This is a genomic window from Luteimonas sp. RC10, assembly GCF_014192745.1.
In the GTDB taxonomy this organism is placed as follows: Bacteria; Pseudomonadota; Gammaproteobacteria; order Xanthomonadales; family Xanthomonadaceae; genus Luteimonas.
Window position 1 is genome coordinate 784,445 of sequence record NZ_JACHYJ010000001.1, and the last position, 22,284, is coordinate 806,728.

Consider the following 22,284-nt stretch of genomic DNA (forward strand, 5'->3'; position numbering starts at 1 on the left):
GTGTCACTGCGGGCGCTGCTGGCCGAGGTGCATCCGGCCTGGCATGGGGCCGGCGATGGCGGGCTTGATCCCGCCTTGCTGCGTCGCGCCTGTGACAGTGCACTGGGGCGTCGCCTGTTGGCCGCCGCGCTCGCAGCCGGGCCGGCTTCGCATCTGCTGGCGCCTTCGCCCGACGGCCCCGGCGCGCTGATCGCGCGCTGGAGCCGTGCCCGCCTCGATGCGCTCCACCGCGATCTGGGCGTGCTTGCCTACGCACCTGCGATCCGGGCGGAGATCGGACGCGAGCCGGTGCGCCGGCTCAAGGCGGCGCTGGGCAGCAGCTATCTGCTCGCGCTCGACCGCAGCGTCTGGGATGCCAAGGTCGAGCCGGAGATCCAGGCGCGGCTTGCCGAGGATCTTCGCCACGCGCTGTCGGCGGCCGATGGCACGACGACGCTGCTGCGCACCTTTGCACTTCAGGGCCGCGCCGAACTCCAGGCCTGGGCCAGCCATCGCGATCCGGCGCTCGCGCAATGGGCGCGATTGCTCGAAGCCCCCGAGGCGCTGCCGCCTGCGCACCTGCCCGAAAAGCCCGTGCTCGTGGTGCAGACCCATCATCAGAACCGCGCTGTCGCCGCCTGAGCGACGCGGATCACCGGAGTCTCGAACGCGTATGTCGACCGCCGCTTCTCCCCAGCGCCACAGACCCGAGGGCAGCGCCGCTGTCTTCGAGCGCCGCCAGTTCCAGCGCGGCGTCACCGGACCGATCGTCCGGGCGGCCGAGTGGCGATCGCTGGGCGAGCTCGATGCGCTGCTCGAACGCGTCAACGCCCTCTACGACGAAGCGGGCGCAGAGGTCCAGAAGGCACGCGAGCAGGGCTATGCGGAAGGGTTCGCCGAAGGCCTGGAGCGCGCCAAGCAGCAGATGACCGAGCAACTCGCCTCGCTCAACGAGCGTCGCGCGCGCGTGCTGGCCGAGGCTTCAGGCCGGATCGGCGATCTGGCCTGCGCGATCGTGCAGCGGCTGGCGCCCGGCTTCGACGCCGCTGCCGTCGTGCCCACGCTGGTGATGCAGGCGGTCGAATCGGCCCAGGCCGAGCAGTTCCTGATGATCCGCGTCCACCCCTCGGCACGCGAGCGTGTCAGCGAGGGCCTGGGCGCGGTGCGCCAGGCGCATCCGGGCGTCGGCCTGATCGAACTGGTCGACGACGAAAGCCTCGACCCCTTGAGTTGCATCGTGGTCTCGGAGGCCGGCGAAGTCCGCGCTGGCGTCAGCCAGCAGATCGAGGCGATCCGCGCCGCGTTGGCGCAGGCAAGCGCGCACCACGTGGCCGCGCCATGACCACCGATCTCGCCCTCTCTGCACTCGATGCCGTCGGTGCGCCGGCGCCCGCGCACGATCCGCTGCTGCACGCGCTGGGCAAGGTCCAGGCGATCGAGCGCGTCGGCCGGGTCAGCGAGGCCTATGGCACGCTGATCAAGGCCACGGGTCTGCGCGCGGCGATCGGCGAGTTGTGCCACCTGCGCAATCCCGGCGACAGCCGGTTCGAACTGGCGGCCGAGGTCGTCGGCGTGTCGCGCCAGCACACCGTGCTGACCCCGCTGGGTCCGCTCGACGGCATCGCGGCGACGACCGAGGTCTATGCCTCCGGTCGTCAGGCGTCGGTGCCGGTCGGCGACGGCTTGCTCGGGCGCATTCTCGATGCCCATGGCACGCCGATCGACGACCTGGGACCGATCGGTCCAACGGTCGATGCGCCGATCTACGCTGCCTCGCCCAATCCGCTGCGCCGCGCGTTGATCGAGCGGCCGTTCTCGACCGGCGTGCGCGCGATCGACACCGTCATGACTGCCGGTGAGGGTCAGCGCATCGGCATCTTCGCAGTCGCCGGCGGCGGCAAGAGCACGCTGCTGGGCATGCTCGCCCGGGGCGGCGACGCCGACGTCAACGTGGTCGTGCTGGTGGGCGAGCGCGGCCGCGAGGTCAACGAATTCATCAACGACAATCTCGGCGCGGCCGGCCTGGCCAAATCGGTCATCGTCGTCGCCACGTCCGACCGGCCCGCGCTCGAGCGCAGTCGCGCGGCGTGGGTCGGCACTGCGGTCGCCGAGTACTTCCGCGATCAGGGCAAGCGCGTGCTGCTGCTGGTCGATTCGGTCACCCGCTTTGCGCGCGCGCTGCGCGATGTCGGCCTGGCGGTCGGCGAACCACCTGCACGGCGCGGCTTTCCGCCCTCGGTGTTCAGCGAACTGCCGAAGCTGTTCGAGCGTGCGGGCAACAACGACAAGGGCTCGATCACCGCGTTCTACACCGTGCTGGCCGAGGATGAGGATGGCGGCGACCCGATCGTCGAGGAAGTGCGCTCGATCCTCGACGGCCACATCGTGCTCTCGCGCAAGCTTGCCGCCGCCTACCATTACCCGGCGATCGACGTGCTCACCAGCCTCAGCCGCACGATGCCCAGGGTCGTCGAGCAGCCGCACCTGCGTGCGGCCGGGCAGCTGCGCAAACTGCTGGCCAAGCACCAGGACATCGAGCTGCTGGTGCAGCTGGGCGAGTACAAGCGCGGCACCGATCCCGACGCCGATCTGGCGATCGAAAAGATCGGTGCGATTCGCGCGCTGCTGCAACAGTCCGAACACGAACTGGTGCCGTTCGACACCTCGTCGGCGGCCTTGCGGAAGTTGTTCGCATGAAACGCTACCCGCTGCAGACGCTGCTGCAACTGCGTGCGCACCGCACCGAAGCGGCGCGGCGCGTGGTGCTGGACCGACAGCGTGCACTGCAGCAGTGCCAGGACGCCTGCCAGCGGATCGAGGGTGAGATTGACGAACTGCGCGCCTCGCGCACGCAGCACCGCGCGCGGTTGCTCGACCCGCCGCCGGCCGGCGTGCCGTGGCCGGCGGCGCTGACCCAGCGCGAGCTCTACATCGAACTGATCGGCGAGCAGATCGTCGGCGCCCAGGCACGCCTGGCCAAGGCCCAGGATGCGGTGCGCGAGGCCGAGCAGGCCCTGCAGGCCGCGCGTGACGCGTTCTTCCGCGCCAAGGCCCGCGAGGATGCGCTGGAGAAGCGCCGCGATGTCTGGCGCGGGGAACAACGCGGGTTGCAGGCGCGCCAGGAAGAGGCCACTGCCGAAGATCTGATGCAGGCGCGCCATCTGGCGCGCCGCTAGCCAAGCCGTAGGAGACGACGATGACGATTCAACGCAACGATTCGACCCCCCGGCCTCCGGACCAGTCGGCGCGCAACCGTCAGGTCGATCGCCAGGCCAAGGCCGACCCGCGCGAGGTCGCACCACGCGAGCAGGTCGACCAGTTCCGCTCGCTGATGCAGCAGGCCAAGGGCGGCAATGTGGGGTTCGAGCAGGTCCCGACGCAGACCGGCGAGGGCCAGTCCGACGAGATGCTGCTGGCCGAACAGGCCAGTCGCCAGGAAGCGGCGAAGACCGGCCAGTCGGTGGCCGAAGTCCTCGATGCGCGCACATTCCGCCAGCAGCACGAGTCCGGGCTGTCGTCACAGCCCATGCCCGCCGAATCGGCGGCGATGCTGCAGGCGCAGATGGCGCTGCGCGACGGTGCCGCTGCGCCCTTGCCCTCCGCGGCCCCTGCGCCCGCCGATCCGGGTCAGCTGCTCGACATGATGGAGCGACACGTCCGCCAGCTGGCGGTCCACGATGCGCGCCAGTCCGGGGGCGATGGGCAGGTGCTGCTGCGCATGTCCGATGCCACGCTCCCGGGCACCGATCTGCTGCTCACACGGGAAGGCGAGGGTTGGGTGCTGCGTGCCGACAGCCGCTCGCGCGAGAGCTTCGACGCCATCCGCGAAGCCGGGCCGCAGTTGGCCCGCCGCTTCGCCGAGCGCAATCTCGGCACGCTGACGATCGATCCGCACTTCCACGGCTGATCGCGCGCCGTCGGCCTGCCCTCGGGCGGGCCGCTGCTGCGTCGATCACCGCGCCGGAGGCCGCACCGACGTGTCGCGCTGCGCGTTTGGGGCCATGCCCTCCCGACGCGGACGCAGGCCGCGCCAGTCCTCGCGCCGCAAGCGAAACCGGCGCGCCAGCTTGCCGAAGTGCATGCCGGGATCGATCTCCTCGAAGCCCAGCCGCAGCAACAGCGGCGGCACCGACCGATTGTCCGGTGCGCAGTGTGCCACCAGGTCCTCGAGCCCCAGTCCGTCGAACGCATGCGCGCACAAGGCCGCACCGCCTTCGATCGCATAGCCGCGTCCCCACGCCGACGGCAACAGACGCACCCCGATCGAGACATCGCGGGTGGTGCCCAGCGGCACCAACGAGAACATGCCGATGAACCGGTCGCAGCGATCGCCGGCGCGCCACAGGCCCAGGCCCGGACGCTCGCGGTAGATGCGGTTGGCCCACACCACCAGCCCCATCGCGTCGTCGAGGGTGTCCAGCCGGTTGTCGAGCAGCAGGCGCGTCACCCGCTCCTCGCGGCCGAGCTGCAGCAGTTCGAGCACGTGCCGGAACGCGAAGCCGCGCAGTTGCATGCGGCGGCTGCGCAGCTGCACCTCGGCGGGATAGTCGCGGCCATTGGCCGGCAGATCCGCCTTGGAGAACTGCGGCAGCGCCTCTTCGGGCGGCGGCGGGGCGTGTGGGTCGTGAGCGGACATCGTGGTCGCCGTTATAGCGCGAATGCGCCGGACTCAAATGGGGCGACTGTCACGCCTGGGCCGTGAACTAGGGCGGACCCTAGATGGGGTACGTCCCAGATGCGCGGTGTTTGATGCCGGCGCAGACTTGCCCTGCAGCCGCGATCGGCCCACCGCTCCACCGGACCAGACGCGCAGGATTTTTCGTTGTACCTCTCAGTCATCATCATCAATCGATAAGGAGACACATCATGTCAGGTGCCATTTCCGACGCCATCGGTTCCGTCATCGGTACTGCGCTGGGCGGCCCGCTGGGCGGCATTCTCGGCAACATGCTGGGCGATCTGATCGGCCAGGTGTTCAGCAGCGCATTCGACAGCCTGTTCTCGTCGATGGGGCTCCCGCAGTCGGCGCAGGATGCCGTCAGCGAAGGCTTCAAGGGCGGCTTCAGCTTCAACTTCGGCGTGGGCAACTGACCCATGCAGTACAACCAGCAGGCCCAGCGCCAGGCTTGGATCGACGGCCTCGCGCAATTGCGTGAACAAGGCGCGATCTCTGCCGACGACGAGACCGTGCTGATCCGGCATATGGACGAGCGTCTCGACGTCGTCCAGCAGGAGCTCAAGGCGCTCGTGCCCGAGTATGAGCGGCGCGCTGCGAGCGACGGCCGCGAGGCCGCTGATGCCTGGCTGGGGGCACAGGCTCGCGAAATGGGCGAGCGGGAAGGCGCCGATGCCAGGCGGATGGTCAACTCGCTGAGTACCATCGAAGTCGGACCTTGATGCCTTCCGATGTGCGATCCATACCGGGGCCAACAGGCCCCGGTATGGTATTTGCCGTCAGTAAGGCCGATCAGCCATCGTGACGATGGCGTCATGCGTCCATTCGTTTAATCAGTTCGCCCAAACCGCATATCCGCACCGGTCCACCTGCAGGAGCTCTCGTCCATGTCGTCTACATCCTCTGAACAGAATTTCGAAACGCTGCGCGCCGAATTGCTCGAACGGTTCGAGGCGGAGTTGCGTGAGCAGCAGGATATCGATGCGGCCAGCAGGGAGAGCATGCTCGGGCATCTGGAGCAGACGCTTGCGACGATGACGGCGCCTGCGGACGTCAATCCGGACCAGATCCGCGCCAGTCTTGATGACACGATTGGCTTGCTCGGACAGCATGGCCTGCTCGATGCCTCAGGCGCCGACGAAGTGCAGCGGGCATTCTCCGACACCTTGCAGGTCTTCGAGAATCCTTCGGTGCAGCGAGCGCTCGAATTCGCGCGGATCTCGAGGGAGCAGGGCGAAGACGCGGCGCGTGAATGGTTGGCAAATGCGGCCGCTGCGCAGCGTTCAAGCGTCATCTGAATACGCTTCGCTAGGGTCGCCCCTAGTTGTTGGAAGGCAGTTGGAACGGCAGCATCGATACCAACGATAGATGCGGATGCACGCTCCTTCCCATCCGCCCCGGAATTTTGGTTCGGTACTTTTTTCAACTACGGAGACGAAGCTCATGAGCGTCAACCTCGATTTCAACATTTCCCTGGGCCAGATCGGCCTGGAAAGCGTCGGCGGCAGCAGCGGCAAGGGCGAGAGCTGGCTGGTGGCGATCGCCAAGGCCATGGGTGAGAAGCTCGGCGAGAAGGCCGAAAAGATGACCCAGCTCAGCGACAAGCTGGGCGGTCTGGACAGCAAGAAGGACGCCAAGGAATTCAGCAAGACGCAGATGGAGTTCCAAGCCGAGTCGCAGATGTTCAGCATGCTGTCGAACACGATCAGCACCGCGATCAAGTCGATCGGTGAAGGTCTGACCAGCGCCGCCCGCAAGCAGTAATTGCCAGGCGCGGTTCGACGGAGGGCGAGTGCTTGGCACTCGCCCTTTGTCTTGATGAAGACTGGCGATTCCCAAACCGCATTTGCCGTCAGGCAGTGTCCATCTTCCGGGTCCAGCCAGGCGTTACAGTCGATCAGTCCCCGCCATCAATCGTGCTGTCCACGACAGGAGGTGTGCGATGAAGTCTTCGGTTCGCAAGCAAGTGCCTTGCAAGCAGCGAGTGTGGTGTCTGATTCTGGGCGCAGTCGCGCTCCCGCTCTCCAGCTTCGCGCAATGGGATCCGTCCGCCACTGCCGATCTGGGAATGGGGTATGGGCAGGCTGCGTTGTCGCAGACGACGCTCGAACACACGATGGACGCGACGACCGAGGGGAGCGAGGACGGTTCCCGGGAGCAGGACGCGTCAACGACCCACGCGCAGATGGATCCGGATCGACTCCAGTCGCTGACCCGCGAGTATCGGCAGCGCGTGGAGCGCGATGGCCTCGAGAGTGCCAGGGCGTGGGCATTCGAATTGGGACGCCGAGACGCGCATGAGCGGTGATGGGCGGCCGCGGTGTTGCGCATCGGCATGTTGGCTGCTCCTTCTCGCTGTTGCCGGGCTGGTCACGGCATGTTCGGACGGTGCGCAAGCGACCCAAGGCATCGGGTCTGTGGACGCCGGCGAACACGATCAACAGGCATTTCTTGAGGCCTACAACGCTGGGATGCAGAGCGTGGCCGGGTCGACGTCCTCGGCGTCTGCGGACAAAGGCGAGGGCGCAGCCTTCAGCGCGCAGTGGCCTGGACTGAGCAGTGTGCGGATCGGCGATCTCTCGCAGTTCGTGGACTCTGGCGATGCGGATGCCTGGCTGCAGGCACGATATCGGGCCTTGGGTTATCCCGGGACCGATATCGTCGATGCCAATGCGCTGCTCTTCCTCGTGCATTGGGAAGCCTTCCACGGTGTGCGCGCCACGCGGTCGCAAGCGGCGGGCCTGCGTGAGCAGATGGCCGCGCACTGGGCACGCCAGGAGGGGGCACAGGCCGCGGATGAGCAGGCGCTCGCCAACCGTCAGCGCATCTACGAATTGGTCGCCGCCGCACTGGGACGGGAAGCGGATCGCGTCCAAGGTCAGACGGGCGCGCAGGCCGCGCTCTCGCAAGCGATCCGGCAGGATTTTCAACGGCAGACCGGTAACGATCTTGCCACCATCGAGTTGACCGGCGCAGGCTTCCAGGCCAGCCAGGACGCCGTATCGCAAGGAGGTTCATGATGTTTGATCGTGCGAGATTCCATGTCCGCGCTGCGGCGGGACTTCTGATGGCGATGATGCTGCTGGCCGGTGCGGCGGTACATGCCGCCGATGGCGATGCTGCCGTGCAACGTGCATTGCAGCAGGCGGTCTCCCGGCCGGCACCGGCGCAGGTCGACGCGCAGGCCGTCCAGACGCTGTCGTTCCGGCGCGACCCCGCCATCAGCGCGCGGGTGCAGCAGGAGACGATCCAGGCGTTTGGCCGCAACACGCAGCAGGTTGCCGATCTGGAGAAGGTGATTGGCTCGGGCGAGTTGCTGCGCCAATTCGATGGCATTCTGCGGCGCTACGGGTACGACCCGACCAATCTCGGCGACGTGCTGGCCGCGCACCTGCTGATCTCCTGGGAGGTCGCCAACGACCGCGATTCGGCGCGGGTGCCGGATGGGCAACGCGCGGTGCGTCGGCAACTGATCGGCCCTTTGGCCGCGGTGCCGCAGATCGCCGGCATGAGTGATGCGGCCAAGCAGGCACAGGCCGAGCGCACGGCGTATCTCACGATGGTGTCGGCGCTGTCGTACCAGACGATGAAGCGCCAGGGCAATCGCGAGGCGCTGGCGACTCTGGCCTCGGGCGTGCGCAAGGGCCTGCAGGGCAATGGTATCGATCTGCAGCGCATCGAGCTGACCGACGATGGCCTGGTCGCGCGCTGAGCGTGGCGATAGTGAACTGCAATTCCTCGATCGCTCCTGAGCAGTAAGCGACACGAAGTCAGTGGAGGTTGCGGGGTACCCTCCCAGGTTTCGTCATTTCAGACATCTCATGCCGACCCCGGGGGCCCGTTGTTCGGGGCCGGTCTATGACTTTGAATCGAGGTCGTCATGGCACGGATGCAGCGCTTGTCTGGTGTGGGGCTCATGGTGTTGTTTGTTTCCGCTTGCGGGGCAGCGGAGCCTGCGTTTCTCGCAACTGAGGATCCGTACGTGGGAACGCTTGAGGTGGAAGCGACGCCGGTTAACGGAGCATCTGCGATGCGGGCCTCGGGCCAGGGCAGCATCGCGTTCAAAAGGTTGGGAGGTGATCGCGTTCAACTGATCGTGCATGGCGAGGTTGCGGGCGTGCCTGGACAGGACTCCGGTGCGGGCAACGCAGGCTTCATTGCCGATGGGCGCATGCGGCCGGATGGATGGCATGCCGAAGCCGGCGACATCCGCATCGACATTGACGCGCAGGGGCAGATCACGGGGGGCGGCACTGTGCAGCAGGATCGCTATGTGTTGTCCGGTCGTTTGACGGCGTCCCAGGGAACGCTCGTGGTGGCGATCGAGCAGGGCGCCGCGCGAATTCTGGGGCTAGGCACAGAGATTTCGAGTTTTCGCCTCACCTACGAACTCAAGCGACGGCAGGTGGAGGGTGACAGACCACTGACGACGACGGGAAGCGGGCAAGGCAGTTGTCCCCACGTCGTCTATCAGCCGCGCATGATTGCCAACATCGGTGGTGATGTGATGAGCACGGTGCAGGTTCCTGTGTGTACGCCTTGAACGGCGTCACATGGATGTCGCGCAGAAATGTGCTGCAGCGTGCCGCAGTGCGCGGGTGTGAAACTGCCGGTCTCGCCGACGGTGAGTCTATCGGCGGACGGGGCCGGTCGAGCCGCGTGCCGGGGCGTTGAGCCGGCGGGCGAGCCACCAGGCGCCGCACGCGGCCGCCAGACCCGCGAACGCGAGTTCGCTGCTCCAGCGACGCATCGCGGGGGCGGCCGGCATCTCGCCCATGCTCAGCAGCACGCTGACCAGCACCAGGCCGAGGCAGCCGTAGGCGACCAGGGCCAGCGTCCAGAACAGCCACTGCATCGCGCGCGCGATCTCGGCCGGCAAGTCGTCATGGGGCCGCAGCAGCAATCGCCGGCCCTGGGCCAGGGCGACCATCCACTGGCCGATGTCGGCGGGTCCGACCTTGAGCCGGTTGCGGCGACGCAGGCCCGGACCGTCGGCGGTGTAGACGCCGGTGGCCACCAGGTCGACACGCGACGGGCCGCCGCGCTCGCCGGCCGCCGGTGCCGTGGCCTGTGGATTGCCTGCGATCTGTGTATTGCCGGCGACCTGTTGCGTGGCTGGCGCCTGGGCCGCCATGACCGTGGCCGGCACGGCCGCCAGGGTCGTGCCGGCCGGGGCGTTGGCGATCGCGGGCTGCGTCGGGGGGGCCGCCTGCTGCGGCACGGCGCTGCGGTCGGCGGCTGGATTGCCCGGAGGGGCGAAGGCGGTCTCCGCGCGCTGTGGCTGCGCAGGCAGTGCCTGGGCCGGCAGTGCCTGGGCCGGCACAGGCAGCGGCGTGGATGCGGTCTGCGGCGCAGCCGGGGCCGTGGATGGCGGTGCGGATGCCGTCTGTGGCATCGATGCCTGCTGGGCAAGTGCCTGCTGGGCAAGTGCCTGCTGGGAGGTGGGCACGGCTGCCTGCTGCGCCAGCGTGGCCTGCGTGGCGGCCGCTTGGCCCGGCACTGCGGCCGGCAGCGCAGCGGTGTTCGTGGTGGTCCCGGGCGGCGCGGTGACAGGGGCCTGGGGCACCGCATTGGTGAGCGCGCGTACGACCTGGTTGGCAGCAGAGGCGAGCTGCGTCGGCAACGTCTGTGGGGGGGCGACCGGGGTGCTACCCGGTGGACCCGGTTGGAAGGCCGGCGGTGCCGCCGTGCCGGGGGACAGGAGCTGGCGGACTGCATTGGCGGCGTTGCCCAGCAGATTGCCCAGCGCCGGTAGCAGTCCGGTCTGGCCCGGCGCGGATGTCGGGCCACCAGGGGACGGCAGATGTGGGGCATGACCGCCATCGGGCCGCGCCGGGCCCGGCAGACCGCCGCCGAGTCCGGGGCCGGCGGGAATGCCGCCCGGGGTCGGAATGTTGGGGCCGGCTGGATGACCACCATGCGGGTGGCCGCCATTCCATCCGTTGTGGGCGGGCTGACCCCCCGGTGGTGCAGGCAGCGGCGGTGGCGCCGGAATCGGTGGGCCGCCTGGCGGTGTGGGCAGGGTCGGACGTGCGTCCGCCGCCGGCGCGCCACCCTGCCCGGGCCGCGGGCCGTTTCCGAAGTTCACACCGGGAAACTGCTGATGGAAGAGGTTGGACGTCAGCCCCTTCATCGTGTTCGAGAACGCGTTGCCGAGCTGCGGGCCGATGCCGTGCCCGTTGCCGCCCGGGCCATTGCCGAGCAGCCCGGACAGCCTGCCCAGATCGGCGGAGGCGTGCTTGTGGATTTCACTGATCAGCGACACGACGAGGCCTCGGGGGCGGCATGACCGGGTCGGCGGTGCGGAGCCGGACCCCCCGAAGGTAGTCGAGCGCCCCGCCGTTCACACCCTGGGGGCGACCCCAGGGGGGGAGCGTCTGTTGGACGATGTGCGCTGCACCTCGGCCACCTTGCGGTTCGCGATGCCGATCGCTGCGCGGGCAGGATAAAAAAAGGGAGACCCGTGGGGTCTCCCTGAACCGGACGATGCCGGAGGACTCGGTGTTGACGCGTTCAGCCTAGCGCGTTCATCAAGCTGACGCAATACTTCAGGTTCGTCGGCTAAGTGACTGAGGCCACGATGCTGGGTGCGGCCTGGATCACTGCGCCAGATCGAGCGCCGCGCGCTTGGCGGCGCGGCGGGCCGCCGCGGGCTGGTCCCAGGCGTTGTTGAATTGCGCCGGCTCCCAGCCGCCGTAGGTGGGATTGGCCAGCATCCACCAGCGCTCGCCGAACCAGTCGCCGTACTCATCGAGCAACTGCGTGCGGGCCTCGCCTGTGTTGGCCAGGACTTCGACGAAGTCGCCGAGCTGGTCGCCGAACTGCATCAGCACCCGGTACTGGCGGCCTGCCAGCCGGCGACGGCAGGTCTTCTCGCTGCCGTGCTGCTCGCAGCCTTCCACGTGCGTGCCCAGTCCCAGGAACACGCTGTCGTCCTTGACCGGCAGACCTTCGGCGCGCAGGTTGGCGAGCGTCGCTTCCTGCAGGTGCTGGGCGCGGTTGGACAGGTAGAGGATGGTCACACCCTTGGCCTCGGCGGCCTTGGCGAACTCGAGCACGCCGGGGACCGGGCGAGCCTTCTTCTCGGCGACCCACTGCGCCCAGGTGACCTCGTCGTACTCCAGGCCGTTCTGTACCAGGCGTGCCTGGTAGGGCGAGTTGTCGAGCACGGTCTCGTCGATATCCATGATCACCGCTGGCGGCAGCGCGCGCGCGTCGCCCGCCAGTTCGCGCTCGGCCGGCACCAGTGCATCCCAGTTTGGTTCGGCCAGGGCCGCATCGAGGTGGTCGGCGGCGGCGCGGAACAGCGACAGGCTGTTGGCGCGGTATTCCTCCGAACGCTGCACCCAGAGCACCGCGTTGAGGTTGTCGGCGGGCGCGCTGGCCTCGGTGACGGGCGCGGCGGCGGGCTGCGAGGCGGCGACAGGGGCGTCGGCGGGCGCCGCCACGGGTTTGCAGGCCGCGACCAGCAGCGCGCTGGCGAGCAGGGTCAGGGCGGGGAGCGTTGTGCGCATCGCAGAAAGCCTGGGATCGATCGGCCAGGGAGTGTAACCGCAGCTCTTCACGCCAGCATGACATCCAGGCGCACTCGGGCCATCATGCCGGCCCCGTCCAACAGGAGCCGACATGCACCAGACCGCCCGCTGGCCGGAACTGAGCCCCGCCGAAGCCCGGGTGCTCGGCTGCCTGATCGAAAAACAGGCGACCACGCCCGACGTCTATCCGCTCACCGTCAATGCCGCGCAGTCGGCGGCCAACCAGAAGACGGCGCGTGAGCCGGTGATGGCGCTGAGCTTCGGCGACACGCATCACGCCCTGCGCCAACTCGAGCAGCATCGGCTGGCGCGCCAGTCGTTCTCGTCGCGTGCCGAGCGCTACGAACACAGCGTCGGCAGCATGCTGGACCTGCCGCCGCCGCAGATCGCGCTGCTCGCCGTGCTGCTGCTGCGCGGCGTGCAGACCGCGCACGAGCTGCAGGCGCGCAGTGAGCGATTGCATGCCTTCGGCGACATCGAGGACCTGCGCCACCATCTGGAGCGGATGGCGGCCAAGGCGCTGCTGGTGCGCATCCCACCGGGCGCGGGGCGCCGCGAGGAACGGTTCGCGCATCTGCTCTGCGGACCGGTCGACGTCGAGAGCCTGCCGATGGCCGAGCCACGGGGCGAGGCCGCGCGCAGCGACGAGGCGCTGGTGGCGCGCGTGGAGGCGCTCGAGACCGAGGTCGCGGCGCTGCGCGAGGCCCTGGCCGCGCTCGCACCGGGTGGGCACACCTCGCCCTGATGCCGGCGAGACGGTGGCCGCAGCGGCCGCCGCCGCTCAGCTGTCGAGCAGCGCCTTGATCGAGGCGAAGCCGTGGTTGGCGCGCTCGCGCTTGCGCTGCGCGTCGGCGACCGGGTCGGCACCGTCGCGCTGGATCTCGGCGGCCGGCAGTTCCTCGAAGAACCGGCTGGGGGTCAGTCGCAGCTTCTGCCCCCAGCGCTGGGTCTCGCGCGGATACGACAGCCACAGCTGTTCCTTGGCGCGGGTGATGCCCACGTACAGCAGCCGGCGCTCCTCGTCGATGCGGCCCTCGTCGATGCTCGACTCGTGCGGCAGCGTGTTGTCGTCCATGCCGATGATGAACACGTAGCGGAACTCCAGGCCCTTGGCGGCGTGCATGCTCATCAGCCGCACCTGGTTGCCGGCATCGCCCTTGTCGGCATGGGTGAGCAGCGCGAGCTGCGAGGCCAGTTCGCCCGGCCCCGCGCCGCGCGCGCCTTCGAACCAGTCGGCGAGCTCGTCGAGATTGCCGCGGCGGATCCGGAACAGCTCCTCGCTCTTGCACTGCGCCTGCAGCATCGCGATCAGGCCGGAGCGTTCGTTGAGCTTGCGCACCAGATCGCCCGCCGGCGTGTGCCGCGCGTCGGCGCGTAGTTCGCGCAGGATATCGGCGAACTCGCTCAGCGCATTGGCCGCGCGCGGGGTCAGCTGCTTGAGCAGCCCCATCGATTCGATCGCCCGCGACATCGGCATCTGCGCACTGCGCGCAAGCTCGGCCAGCTTGGCCAGCGTCGTCTGTCCGACGCCGCGGCTGGGCGACTGCACCGCGCGCAGGAACGCCGAGTCGTCGTCGGGATTGGCCAGCACGCGCAGCCACGACATCGCGTCCTTGACCTCGCCGCGGTCCAGGAACGCGGTGCCGCCGCTCAGGTGGTAGGGCACGCGCAGCAGCTGCAGCGCTTTTTCCAGCGGCCGCGAGAGGTGGTTGCTGCGGAACAGGATGCAGAACTCGCTCCACTCGGCCTTGCGCGCGGACTGCAGGAAGTGGATCTCGCCGGCGACCTTCTCGGCCTCGTGCGCGCTGTCGCGGCACTCCCACACGCGGATGCGCTCGCCGTCGGGCTGCGCGCTCCATAGCGTCTTGGGGTGCTCGTGCGGGTTGTTGGCGATCAGCGCATTGGCCGCCCGCAGCACGCGGTTGCTGCAGCGGTAGTTCTGCTCGAGCTTGACGATGCGCAGCGTCGGGTAATCGTGCGCCAGCGCGGCCAGGTTCTCGGGGTTGGCGCCGCGCCAGGCGTAGATGCTCTGGTCGTCGTCGCCCACGCAGGTGAAGTTGCCCTTGGGTCCGGCGATCGCCTTGAGCAGCCGGTACTGCGCGTCGTTGGTGTCCTGGCACTCGTCGACCAGCAGGTAGCCGATGCGCTCGCGCCAGCCCAGCACCGCGTCCTCGTCGGATTCGAGCAGTTGCACCGGCAAGCGGATCAGGTCGTCGAAGTCGACTGCGTTGAACGCCGCCAGGCGTTCCTGATACCGGGCGTAGAGCGCGGCAGCCTCGAACTCGCGCGCGCTGGTCGCCGCCACGTGCGCCTGTTCGGGCGACAGGCCGGCATTCTTGGCGCGCGAGACCAGGCCCTGCATCGCCTGCACCACGTCGGGCTTGGCGCCGGGCAGCAGGTCCTTGATCTGCGCGGCGGCATCGTCGGCGTCGAAGATCGAAAACCCGCGGCGCAACCCCAGCTTGGCGTGCTCGATCTGCAGCATCTTCAAACCCAGGGCATGGAAGGTACAGATCGTCAGCCCGTCGGCGGCGTCGCCGCGCAGACGCTTGGCGATGCGCTCGCGCATCTCCTTGGCCGACTTGTTGGTGAACGTGATCGCAGCGATGCGCTTGGCCGGGTAGCGCCCGGACTGGATCAGGTGGGCGATCTTCTCCACGATCACGCGCGTCTTGCCGCTGCCCGCGCCGGCCAGCACGAGCAGTGGCCCCTCGACGTGACCGAGGGCCTGGGCTTGTTGGGGGTTCAGACCGTGCATCGGGTGGGGCGTCTGTCTAGCGACGCATAGTGTACCGGCCGACGGCGCCGGCCCCTTGGCCGGTAGAATCCGGCGATGGCCAAGCTCTACTTCTACTACTCGGCGATGAACGCCGGGAAGACCACCACGCTGCTGCAGAGCGCGCACAACTACCGCGAACGCGGCATGCGCGTGGCGATCCTGACCCCGCGGCTCGACGATCGCGCCGGGGTCGGGCGGGTGGCCTCGCGGATCGGGCTGTCGGCCGAAGCGATCGCGTTCGACCGCGATGACGATCTGCTCGACTGCGTGCGCGCGCTGGGCGCGGGCGAGGATGTGCCCAGAATCGATTGCGTGCTGGTCGACGAGGCCCAGTTTCTGACCCGCGCCCAGGTCTGGCAGCTGTCGGAGGTCGTCGATGCGCTGCGCATCCCGGTGCTGTGCTACGGCCTGCGCACCGATTTCCGCGGCGAGCTGTTCGAAGGCAGCCAGGCGCTGCTGGCCTGGGCCGACGAACTGAGCGAGATCAAGACCATCTGCCACACCGGCAAGAAGGCGACGATGACCGTGCGCGTGGACGAGCGCGGTTATGCGGTGCACGACGGCCCGCAGGTCGAGATCGGCGGCAACGAGCGCTACGTGTCGGTGAGCCGCGCCGAGTTCAAGCGCATCGCGCGCGGCGAAGGCCGGATCGAACCGGCGCAGCCCGAGCTGCCGTTATAGCGGCTCAGCGCTGGCAGCGCGGGCACCACACGGTCGCGCGCTGGGCGATCACTGCCTGCCGCAGCACCCCGCCGCAACGCGGGCACGGCGCGCCGCCGCGACCATAGGCCGACAGTTCCTGCTCGAAGTAGCCCGGCGCGCCGTCGGGGCTGATGAAGTCGCGCAAGGTGGTACCGCCGCGCCGGATCGCATAGGCGAGGATGCGGCGAACCTCGTCGGCCAGGCGCGCATAGCGGGCCCGCGAGATCTTGCCGGCCTCGCGCAGCGGCGAGATGCCGGCCGCAAACAGCGCCTCGGCCGCGTAGATGTTGCCGACCCCGACGACGATGCGCTGGTCCATCAGCAACGCCTTGACCGGCGCGCGCCGGCCGCGGCTGGCCTGGAACAGATGGTCGCCGTCGAAGGCCTCGCCAAGCGGTTCGGGGCCCAGGCCCTGCAGCAGCGCATGGGTCTGGCCCGGCGGCTGCCACAGCAGGCAGCCGAACCGCCGGGGGTCGTTGAAGCGCAGCACGCGCCCCGAATCCAGTGCGATGTCGACATGGTCGTGGGCGCGCACCGGCACCTCGGGCGCGAGCACGCGCAGGCTGCCCGACATCCCCAGGTGCAGCAGCGCGCTGCCGGCCGCGGTGTCGAGCAGCAGGTACTTGGCGCGGCGGCGGATGCCGTCGATGCGCTGGCCGGGCAACTGCGCAGCGACCTCCGGCGGGATCGGCCAGCGCAGGTCCGGTCGGCGCATCTGGACCGCGACGATCCGACGGCCTTCGATGTGCGGCGCCAGGCCGGCGCGGGTGGTTTCGACTTCGGGCAGTTCGGGCATCGAGCGCGGGCCGGGCGGTGCCGATCAGGGCGGAGCCGATCAAGATCGGGGGTCGACGGCGCGATTCAATGGCAGCGGTGTGAATGCGGGCGGTGGTCCTGCCGCGACGCGGGCGCCGCGTCGCTCAGACCGGCAGCGTGGTCGGCAGCGGTTCGGTGGCCACGCGGTTGCGGCCGGCGTGCTTGGCCGCATACAGCGCGTGGTCGGCCAGGCGCAGCAGTCCGGCGACCGCAGCGGCATCGTCGGCGGCGACCGGGTCGCGCTGCGGCCGGCAGGTGACCACGCCGACGCTGACCGTCACCCGGCCCAGCGGGCTGCTGGGATGTGCCAGGTCGAGTGCTTCCACGCATGCGCGTAACCGTTCGGCGACATGCGCCGCCCCGGCCTCGTCGGTGCCGGCCAACACCACGACGAACTCCTCGCCACCGTAGCGGCTCACCGCATCGCCGGGACGGGAGACGGCCCGGCGCAGCGCGCCGGCGATCGTGCGCAGGCAGTCGTCGCCGGCCAGGTGGCCGGCCCCGTCGTTGTAGGCCTTGAAGTAATCCACGTCGGCCATGCACAGCGACAGCGGGCTGCCGTCGCGCCGCGCACGGCCGATCTCCAGCGCCAGCCGCTCGTCGAGGTCGCGGCGGTTGTACAGGCCGGTGACGTAGTCCTGGCGCGCGTAGCCTTCGAGCCGGCGATTGGCCTCGGTGAGCAGTTGCTCGGCCTGGCGGCGGGCGGTGATGTCCATCCAGGCGATCGACAGCCCGGCCACACGGCCGAGCGCATCGTGCAGCGCGTGCGGCGCGGCGTACAGCCAGCGCGTGCGCCATGCGAATTCGTGGGTCGGCAGTGGCTGGCCATCGCGTGCCAGCGCCAGGTCGGCGTCGAGCCACTGCGCCGCCTCGGGCAGCAGATCGGTCAGGCGCAGGCCGGCCACCGGGCCGTCGTGCTCGCACAGTGCGGCCATCGCCCGGTTGCCCATGACCAGGATGCCGGCGGTATCGACCGTGCTCATCGGCACGGCGGCATGGTCGTAGACCGCCTCGAGCTGCAGCACCCGCTCGCCGAGTTCGGAGATGTCGCGGTCGATGCCGCGGTAGCCGCGGAGGTCTCCTGCGCTGTCGAAGAACGGCACGCCGCTGGTCTCCAGCACGACGATGCGACCATCGGCATGCAGGTTGCGATTGACCAGGCCCGAGAATGCACGACGCTCGGCGATGATGGCCGCGAACGCTTCGCCCACGCGGGCGGCCTCGGCCGGCGGCATGAACTCGAACGGGGTGCGGCCGAGCATCGCCTCGGGCGGATGGCCGAGCAGGGCGGTGACCATGCGCGAGCAGTAGGTGTAGCGGCCCTGCGCGTCGACCTCCCAGGCCCAGTCGGAGTTGTGGTCGAGCAGTTCGCGCAGATGCTGGAGATCGCGTCGGACACCGGCATCGGACGTCATCGAAGGGCCTGCACGGTCGATCGGGCGGCGCTCAATATAGCGCCGCGCCTGGCCGCCGCATCGTGAAGCGGGCGATGGCTCGGCGTGCGGTTCAGCCGTCCCAATCGGCCAGCGTGCGCGGCACCGGGGTCAACGCCGGGGTCACGTATTTCGGCAGGCCGTCGCGTCCGTAGGGCGGCGGCGCCTCGCCGCGCACCAGCGGTTCGAGATAACGGCGGGCGGCCGCGGTGATGCCGTAGCCGTCGCGGCGGATGAAGCCGGCGGGCATGGTCTTCTCGTGGTTGGCGACCTTCTCCAGCGGCGCGGCCTCGATCTTCCAGCGGTATGGCGCGTCGGCGGTGCGCCGGATGACCGGCATGGTCGCGTTGCGGCCGGCGAGCGCGAAGCGCACCGCTTCGCGACCGACCGCCATCGCATGCTCGACATCGGTCTTGGAGGCCAGGTGCCGGGCCGAGCGCTGCAGATAGTCGGGCAGCGCCCAGTGCACCTTCAGGCCCAGCGCATCCTTGACCCGGCCGGCCAGATGCGCGGCAACGCCGCCGAGCTGGGCATGGCCGAAGGCGTCGCGACCGCCGCCGGCATCGCTGACGAAGCGGCCGTCGGCGGTGCGGATGCCTTCGCTGGCGACCACGACGCACCAGCCCACGCGCTCGACCACGCGGCGCACGTTGGCCAGGAAGTCGGCCTCGTCGAACGCGCGTTCGGGGAACAGGATCAGCTGCGGCGCCTCGTCCGGGCCCTGGCCGGCCAGGCCCGCGGCGGCGGCGAGCCAGCCGGCATGGCGGCCCATGGCCTCGTAGACGAAGACCTTGGTCGAGGTGTCGGCCATCGCGGCGACGTCGAGCGCGGCCTCGCGCACCGACACCGCGGTGTACTTGGCCGCCGAGCCGAAGCCCGGGCAGCAGTCGGTGACCGCCAGGTCGTTGTCGACGGTCTTGGGCACGCCGATGCAGGTCAGCGGGTAGTCGAAGGCCCGCGCCAGCCTGGAGACCTTGAGCGCGGTGTCGGCCGAGTCGTTGCCGCCGTTGTAGAGGAACCAGCGCACATCGTGCGCGCGCAGCACGTCCAGCAGGCGCTCGTAGCGCGCGCGGTCGGCCTCGAGCGTGCCGAGCTTGTGGCGGCACGAGCCGAAGGCGCCGCCGGGGGTGTGCGCCAGCGCGCGGACCGCGGCGATCGGCAGCCGCGAGGCGTCGACCAGATCCTCGCGCAGTGCGCCAAGGATGCCGTTGCGCGCCGCCAGCACGCGCACGCCTTGCGCACGGGCCTCCTGCAGGACCGCCGAGGCGGTGGCGTTGATGACGGCGGTCACGCCGCCCGACTGGGCGTAGAGCAGGGTTCCGGAGGGCATCGCGGGCCTCGTCGATTCGGGTCGTGGCGGGATACGTTAAGCTGATGCGGCCGTTCGCCGCCCTGCCCGAGTGTAGCCGCAGGACCGGAGGGCTCCCCACACTTGCAGGAGCGTTCGATGCGTTTGGTTCTTCTCGGAGCGCCCGGTTCGGGCAAAGGCACGCAGGCCGCACGACTGAAGGAACACCTGCAGGTGCCGCATATCTCCACCGGCGACCTGCTGCGCGCCGAAGTCGCCGCCGGCACGCCGCTGGGTCTTCAGGCCAAGGCGGTGATGGACCGCGGTGACCTGGTCTCCGACGAGATCCTGCTGGGCATGCTCGAGGACCGCCTGTCGCGCGAGGACACCCGCGCCGGCTTCATCCTCGACGGCTACCCGCGCAATCTCGCCCAGGCCGCCGCGCTCGATGCGCTGCTGGCCAAGCTGGGCCAGACCTTCGATGCCGCCGTGCAGCTGGAGGTCGACAACGAGCAGATCGTCGAACGGCTCGCCGGCCGGGCGAAGGCCGAAGGCCGGGCCGACGACAGTCCCGAATCGGTGCGCCACCGCCTCAACGTCTACGACCAGCAGACCGCGCCGGTGATCGGCTTCTACCGCGACCACGGCCAGCTGACGGTGGTCGACGGCGTCGGTCCGCTCGACGAGGTGTTCGCGCGCATCGTCGCGGCGATCGGCAAGGCCGACGCCGCAGCCTGAGCCGCGCCCAGCGCGCCGCCGGGTCCAGTGGCGGCGCGAATGCGGTGCGTGTCTTTTTCCCGGCGCGGCCGTCGGTCGTCCGCGCGCGCCGCAGCCGCCCGGCGCAGTGCGGCCCCGTCCAGGATTTCCCACCCGTGAAACTCCATATCCTCGGCATCGCCGGCACCTTCATGGGCGGCGTCGCGGCGCTCGCACGCGAACTCGGCCATGCGGTCGAGGGCAGCGACCAGGCGGTCTATCCGCCGATGTCGACCCAGCTCGAGCAACTGGGCATCGCGCTGCGCCAGGGTTACGACCCTGCGCACATCGACGCCGACGTCGACCAGGTGGTGATCGGCAACGCACTCTCGCGCGGCAACCCCGCGGTCGAGGCGGTGCTCGACGCCGGCCGCGCCTACACCTCGGGCGCGCAGTGGCTCAGCGAGCAGGTGCTGCCCGGGCGCGAGGTGCTGGCGGTCGCCGGCACCCACGGCAAGACCACGACGACGACGATCCTGGCCTTCCTGCTCGAGGCCGCCGGCCGCGCGCCGGGCTTTCTGATCGGCGGCGTGGCCGAGGATTTCGGCGTCTCGGCGCGGCTGGGCGGACGCGCCGATCCTGCGTCCCCGCAGGCGGGCACAGGCACGCAGGCACCGGCGCGACCGCTGTTCGTGGTCGAGGCCGACGAGTACGACACCGCGTTCTTCGACAAGCGCAGCAAGTTCGTGCACTACCGCCCGACGGTGGCGATCCTCAACAATCTCGAATTCGATCATGCCGACATCTTCCCCGATGTCGCCGCGATCCAGCGCCAGTTCCACCATCTGGTGCGCACCGTGCCCGGCCGCGGTCGGCTGATCGTCAATGGCCATGATGCGCGCCTGGGCGAGGTGCTGGCGATGGGCTGCTGGACGCCGGTCGAGCGCTTCGGTTTCGACCCCGCGTTCGACTGGAGCGCCGAGCGCATCGCCGCCGACGGCAGTGCCTTCCGGGTCCGCCACCGCGGTGTGGACGTGGGCACGGTCGAATGGCCGCTGCTCGGCGACCACAACGTGCTCAATGCGCTGGCCGCGCTGGCCGCGTGCGCCGCGGTCGGTGTCGATCCGGCGGACGTGCTGCCGGCGCTCGCGCGCTTTCGCAGCGTCAAGCGCCGGCTCGAGCTGCTCGGCCGCGCCCGCGGGGTCACCGTCTATGACGACTTCGCGCACCATCCCACCGCGATCTCGACCACGCTGGCCGGGCTGCGGGCGAAGGTTGGGGACGCGCGGATCGTCGTGGCGATGGAGCCGCGCAGCAATTCGATGCGCCTGGGCGCGCATGCCCAGGCACTGGCGCCGTCGCTCGACGCCGCCGATGCGGTGGTCTTCCTGCACCGGCCGGAACTGGCCTGGGACGCACGGCGCGTGGTCGAGGCGGTGCGCGGCCAGGCGCGCACGGTGCCCGATGCCGACGCGCTGCTGGACGCGCTCGCCGAGCTGGCGCGCGACGGCGACCACGTGGTGTTCATGTCCAACGGCGGCTTCGACGGCGCGCCGCGGCGGTTTCTCGCCGGACTGCAGGACGGTCAGGCGCCGGCGTAACCCAGCATCGTCGACAGTTCGGCGGCCGTCCGGCGCAAGGCCTCCACATGCGCCGAATCGGGCGTGGCCGGCAGGTAATGGATCGAGCCGACGATGGCCAAGGTGCCGAACAGCGCACCGCCGGCCTGCAGCAGCGGCGCGGCCAGCGCGTTGATGCCGGTGAACAGTTCCTCGGGCGCGTCGGCCCAGCCGCAGTCGCGGACCCGGTCGAGTTCGTTGCGCAGGCGCGCATGGGTGGTGATCGTGCGCGGCGTCTCGGGTTCGAGCGGCTGCGCCAGATATTGCTCGCGCAGCGCGGCCGGCCCGTAGGCCAGCACCAGCTTGCCCTGCGCGCTGGCATGGTGGGGAAAGCGGCTGCCCGGCCGCAGGCTGATCTCCAGCGGCGAAGTGCCGCGCAGCACGTCGATGACCGCCACCTCCTGCTCGGCATAGGAGGCGATGACGATCGTCTGGCCGACGGCGTCGCGCAGGCGCTCGAGCACCGGCCGCGCCAGCGTGGTCAGGTCGAAACGCCCGACGCAGGCCTTGCCCAGCAGATAGAGCTTCCAGCCGACCCGGTACTGGTTGGTGACCGGGTCCTGCAGCAGATAGCCGTGATCGCGCAGCGCACGCAGGTGCCGGTGCGCACGCGCCTTGGGCATGCCCAACTGTTGCGACAGCTGGGTCACCCCCAGCCCCTGGGGCGCGTTGGACAGCGCGTCGATGACCTGCAACGACACGATCGCGGTGGGAAGCGACGCGTCCGCGGCGTCATCAGAGGCGGGGCCGGCCTGGGCCATG

At 69.7% G+C, this 22,284-nt stretch carries 25 protein-coding genes; 17 read left to right on the plus strand and 8 right to left on the minus strand.

Annotated features, from left to right (window positions below; all coding sequences use genetic code 11):
* Genes FHW73_RS03480 through FHW73_RS03500 form a run of 5 tightly spaced genes read left to right on the plus strand, consistent with a single transcriptional unit; the run spans position 1 to position 3,886 of the window.
* Complete coding sequence (locus tag FHW73_RS03480; RefSeq protein ID WP_183425291.1) at positions 1 to 621, plus strand: hypothetical protein; 621 nt, start codon at positions 1 to 3, stop codon at positions 619 to 621.
* Positions 622 to 652: 31 nt separating this feature from the next.
* Entirely contained in the window at positions 653 to 1,321 is a 669-nt protein-coding gene (locus FHW73_RS03485) for a FliH/SctL family protein (protein ID WP_183425292.1), read from the plus strand.
* Entirely contained in the window at positions 1,318 to 2,676 is a 1,359-nt protein-coding gene (locus FHW73_RS03490) for a FliI/YscN family ATPase (protein WP_183425293.1), read from the plus strand. The genes FHW73_RS03485 and FHW73_RS03490 overlap by 4 nt, the downstream gene beginning before the upstream one ends.
* Positions 2,673 to 3,155, plus strand: coding sequence for a hypothetical protein (locus FHW73_RS03495; protein WP_183425294.1), 483 nt, complete (start codon positions 2,673 to 2,675; stop codon positions 3,153 to 3,155). The genes FHW73_RS03490 and FHW73_RS03495 overlap by 4 nt, the downstream gene beginning before the upstream one ends.
* Before the next feature lie 20 nt (positions 3,156 to 3,175).
* Positions 3,176 to 3,886 (plus strand): hypothetical protein, encoded by a 711-nt coding sequence (locus tag FHW73_RS03500; RefSeq protein WP_183425295.1) that lies wholly within the window; start codon positions 3,176 to 3,178, stop codon positions 3,884 to 3,886.
* 45 nt (positions 3,887 to 3,931) lie between these two features.
* Here the strand turns inward: FHW73_RS03500 and FHW73_RS03505 are convergent, their stop codons facing one another.
* Positions 3,932 to 4,615, minus strand: coding sequence for a GNAT family N-acetyltransferase (locus tag FHW73_RS03505; RefSeq protein ID WP_183425296.1), 684 nt, complete (start codon positions 4,613 to 4,615; stop codon positions 3,932 to 3,934).
* A gap of 230 nt (positions 4,616 to 4,845) precedes the next feature.
* Between FHW73_RS03505 and FHW73_RS03510 the strand changes: the two genes are divergently transcribed.
* From FHW73_RS03510 to FHW73_RS03545, 8 genes are all read left to right on the plus strand, one after another.
* Complete coding sequence (locus FHW73_RS03510) at positions 4,846 to 5,070, plus strand: hypothetical protein (RefSeq protein WP_183425297.1); 225 nt, start codon at positions 4,846 to 4,848, stop codon at positions 5,068 to 5,070.
* Positions 5,071 to 5,073: 3 nt separating this feature from the next.
* Positions 5,074 to 5,376, plus strand: coding sequence for a hypothetical protein (locus FHW73_RS03515; protein ID WP_183425298.1), 303 nt, complete (start codon positions 5,074 to 5,076; stop codon positions 5,374 to 5,376).
* Positions 5,377 to 5,541: 165 nt separating this feature from the next.
* Positions 5,542 to 5,952 carry a hypothetical protein gene (locus FHW73_RS03520; RefSeq protein WP_183425299.1) on the plus strand — a complete coding sequence of 137 codons (411 nt, stop codon included), beginning with the start codon at positions 5,542 to 5,544 and terminating at the stop codon, positions 5,950 to 5,952.
* Positions 5,953 to 6,097: 145 nt separating this feature from the next.
* The gene (locus tag FHW73_RS03525) at positions 6,098 to 6,418 is read left to right on the plus strand and encodes a hypothetical protein (protein WP_183425300.1); all 321 of its coding nucleotides are present in this window, start codon (positions 6,098 to 6,100) and stop codon (positions 6,416 to 6,418) included.
* Positions 6,419 to 6,596: 178 nt separating this feature from the next.
* Complete coding sequence (locus FHW73_RS03530) at positions 6,597 to 6,962, plus strand: hypothetical protein (protein ID WP_183425301.1); 366 nt, start codon at positions 6,597 to 6,599, stop codon at positions 6,960 to 6,962.
* A 109-nt stretch (positions 6,963 to 7,071) separates the two neighbouring features.
* Positions 7,072 to 7,674, plus strand: a complete 603-nt coding sequence (locus FHW73_RS03535) for a hypothetical protein (protein ID WP_183425302.1) — start codon at positions 7,072 to 7,074, stop codon at positions 7,672 to 7,674.
* A 47-nt stretch (positions 7,675 to 7,721) separates the two neighbouring features.
* A complete protein-coding gene (locus FHW73_RS03540; protein ID WP_183425303.1) occupies positions 7,722 to 8,366 on the plus strand; it encodes a DUF6683 family protein in 645 nt (214 codons plus the stop codon).
* 168 nt (positions 8,367 to 8,534) lie between these two features.
* Positions 8,535 to 9,197 carry a hypothetical protein gene (locus FHW73_RS03545; protein WP_183425304.1) on the plus strand — a complete coding sequence of 221 codons (663 nt, stop codon included), beginning with the start codon at positions 8,535 to 8,537 and terminating at the stop codon, positions 9,195 to 9,197.
* Positions 9,198 to 9,284: 87 nt separating this feature from the next.
* Here FHW73_RS03545 and FHW73_RS03550 read toward each other — a convergent pair whose 3' ends face one another.
* Positions 9,285 to 10,919: a hypothetical protein gene (locus FHW73_RS03550; RefSeq protein ID WP_183425305.1), complete on the minus strand. Its 1,635-nt coding sequence runs from the start codon at positions 10,917 to 10,919 to the stop codon at positions 9,285 to 9,287.
* Positions 10,920 to 11,253: 334 nt separating this feature from the next.
* Entirely contained in the window at positions 11,254 to 12,168 is a 915-nt protein-coding gene (locus FHW73_RS03555) for an HAD family acid phosphatase (RefSeq protein WP_183425306.1), read from the minus strand.
* A gap of 112 nt (positions 12,169 to 12,280) precedes the next feature.
* On the opposite strand from FHW73_RS03555, the gene FHW73_RS03560 reads away from it, so the two are divergent.
* Complete coding sequence (locus FHW73_RS03560) at positions 12,281 to 12,934, plus strand: DUF480 domain-containing protein (RefSeq protein ID WP_183425307.1); 654 nt, start codon at positions 12,281 to 12,283, stop codon at positions 12,932 to 12,934.
* Positions 12,935 to 12,970: 36 nt separating this feature from the next.
* Here FHW73_RS03560 and FHW73_RS03565 read toward each other — a convergent pair whose 3' ends face one another.
* The gene (locus tag FHW73_RS03565; protein ID WP_183425308.1) at positions 12,971 to 14,947 is read right to left on the minus strand and encodes a UvrD-helicase domain-containing protein; all 1,977 of its coding nucleotides are present in this window, start codon (positions 14,945 to 14,947) and stop codon (positions 12,971 to 12,973) included.
* A gap of 75 nt (positions 14,948 to 15,022) precedes the next feature.
* Between FHW73_RS03565 and FHW73_RS03570 the strand changes: the two genes are divergently transcribed.
* A complete protein-coding gene (locus FHW73_RS03570) occupies positions 15,023 to 15,649 on the plus strand; it encodes a thymidine kinase (protein ID WP_183425309.1) in 627 nt (208 codons plus the stop codon).
* Between the two features lie 4 nt (positions 15,650 to 15,653).
* Here FHW73_RS03570 and mutM read toward each other — a convergent pair whose 3' ends face one another.
* From mutM to FHW73_RS03585, 3 genes are all read right to left on the minus strand, one after another.
* On the minus strand, positions 15,654 to 16,466 hold the full coding sequence (gene mutM, locus FHW73_RS03575; protein WP_183425310.1) for a bifunctional DNA-formamidopyrimidine glycosylase/DNA-(apurinic or apyrimidinic site) lyase: 813 nt from the start codon (positions 16,464 to 16,466) through the stop codon (positions 15,654 to 15,656).
* Between the two features lie 124 nt (positions 16,467 to 16,590).
* Positions 16,591 to 17,901 (minus strand): diguanylate cyclase, encoded by a 1,311-nt coding sequence (locus FHW73_RS03580; RefSeq protein WP_183425311.1) that lies wholly within the window; start codon positions 17,899 to 17,901, stop codon positions 16,591 to 16,593.
* Between the two features lie 91 nt (positions 17,902 to 17,992).
* Positions 17,993 to 19,249 carry a 6-phosphofructokinase gene (locus FHW73_RS03585; protein ID WP_183425312.1) on the minus strand — a complete coding sequence of 419 codons (1,257 nt, stop codon included), beginning with the start codon at positions 19,247 to 19,249 and terminating at the stop codon, positions 17,993 to 17,995.
* Positions 19,250 to 19,366: 117 nt separating this feature from the next.
* Between FHW73_RS03585 and FHW73_RS03590 the strand changes: the two genes are divergently transcribed.
* Positions 19,367 to 19,945 carry an adenylate kinase gene (locus FHW73_RS03590; protein ID WP_183425313.1) on the plus strand — a complete coding sequence of 193 codons (579 nt, stop codon included), beginning with the start codon at positions 19,367 to 19,369 and terminating at the stop codon, positions 19,943 to 19,945.
* A gap of 134 nt (positions 19,946 to 20,079) precedes the next feature.
* Positions 20,080 to 21,504, plus strand: a complete 1,425-nt coding sequence (gene mpl / locus FHW73_RS03595; RefSeq protein WP_345776141.1) for a UDP-N-acetylmuramate:L-alanyl-gamma-D-glutamyl-meso-diaminopimelate ligase — start codon at positions 20,080 to 20,082, stop codon at positions 21,502 to 21,504.
* Here mpl and FHW73_RS03600 read toward each other — a convergent pair.
* Complete coding sequence (locus FHW73_RS03600; protein WP_183425314.1) at positions 21,489 to 22,283, minus strand: IclR family transcriptional regulator; 795 nt, start codon at positions 22,281 to 22,283, stop codon at positions 21,489 to 21,491. The two genes, mpl and FHW73_RS03600, sit on opposite strands and share 16 nt — an antisense overlap.
* Position 22,284: the final 1 nt, after the last annotated feature.

Excerpts from the sequence above, each read along its gene's own strand:
- FHW73_RS03590 (WP_183425313.1), top strand. The coding sequence starts at position 19,367 with ATGCGTTTGGTTCTTCTCGGAGCGCCCGGTTCGGGCAAAGGCACGCAG.
- FHW73_RS03500 (WP_183425295.1), top strand. The coding sequence starts at position 3,176 with ATGACGATTCAACGCAACGATTCGACCCCCCGGCCTCCGGACCAGTCG.
- FHW73_RS03505 (WP_183425296.1), bottom strand. The coding sequence starts at position 4,615 with ATGTCCGCTCACGACCCACACGCCCCGCCGCCGCCCGAAGAGGCGCTG.
- FHW73_RS03510 (WP_183425297.1), top strand. The coding sequence starts at position 4,846 with ATGTCAGGTGCCATTTCCGACGCCATCGGTTCCGTCATCGGTACTGCG.
- FHW73_RS03600 (WP_183425314.1), bottom strand. The coding sequence starts at position 22,283 with ATGGCCCAGGCCGGCCCCGCCTCTGATGACGCCGCGGACGCGTCGCTT.
- FHW73_RS03530 (WP_183425301.1), top strand. The coding sequence starts at position 6,597 with ATGAAGTCTTCGGTTCGCAAGCAAGTGCCTTGCAAGCAGCGAGTGTGG.
- FHW73_RS03540 (WP_183425303.1), top strand. The coding sequence starts at position 7,722 with ATGGCGATGATGCTGCTGGCCGGTGCGGCGGTACATGCCGCCGATGGC.
- FHW73_RS03555 (WP_183425306.1), bottom strand. The coding sequence starts at position 12,168 with ATGCGCACAACGCTCCCCGCCCTGACCCTGCTCGCCAGCGCGCTGCTG.
- FHW73_RS03570 (WP_183425309.1), top strand. The coding sequence starts at position 15,023 with ATGGCCAAGCTCTACTTCTACTACTCGGCGATGAACGCCGGGAAGACC.
- FHW73_RS03485 (WP_183425292.1), top strand. The coding sequence starts at position 653 with ATGTCGACCGCCGCTTCTCCCCAGCGCCACAGACCCGAGGGCAGCGCC.
- FHW73_RS03520 (WP_183425299.1), top strand. The coding sequence starts at position 5,542 with ATGTCGTCTACATCCTCTGAACAGAATTTCGAAACGCTGCGCGCCGAA.
- FHW73_RS03495 (WP_183425294.1), top strand. The coding sequence starts at position 2,673 with ATGAAACGCTACCCGCTGCAGACGCTGCTGCAACTGCGTGCGCACCGC.
- FHW73_RS03515 (WP_183425298.1), top strand. The coding sequence starts at position 5,074 with ATGCAGTACAACCAGCAGGCCCAGCGCCAGGCTTGGATCGACGGCCTC.
- FHW73_RS03525 (WP_183425300.1), top strand. The coding sequence starts at position 6,098 with ATGAGCGTCAACCTCGATTTCAACATTTCCCTGGGCCAGATCGGCCTG.
- FHW73_RS03585 (WP_183425312.1), bottom strand. The coding sequence starts at position 19,249 with ATGCCCTCCGGAACCCTGCTCTACGCCCAGTCGGGCGGCGTGACCGCC.
- FHW73_RS03560 (WP_183425307.1), top strand. The coding sequence starts at position 12,281 with ATGCACCAGACCGCCCGCTGGCCGGAACTGAGCCCCGCCGAAGCCCGG.
- FHW73_RS03545 (WP_183425304.1), top strand. The coding sequence starts at position 8,535 with ATGGCACGGATGCAGCGCTTGTCTGGTGTGGGGCTCATGGTGTTGTTT.
- FHW73_RS03580 (WP_183425311.1), bottom strand. The coding sequence starts at position 17,901 with ATGACGTCCGATGCCGGTGTCCGACGCGATCTCCAGCATCTGCGCGAA.
- mutM (WP_183425310.1), bottom strand. The coding sequence starts at position 16,466 with ATGCCCGAACTGCCCGAAGTCGAAACCACCCGCGCCGGCCTGGCGCCG.
- FHW73_RS03490 (WP_183425293.1), top strand. The coding sequence starts at position 1,318 with ATGACCACCGATCTCGCCCTCTCTGCACTCGATGCCGTCGGTGCGCCG.
- FHW73_RS03565 (WP_183425308.1), bottom strand. The coding sequence starts at position 14,947 with ATGCACGGTCTGAACCCCCAACAAGCCCAGGCCCTCGGTCACGTCGAG.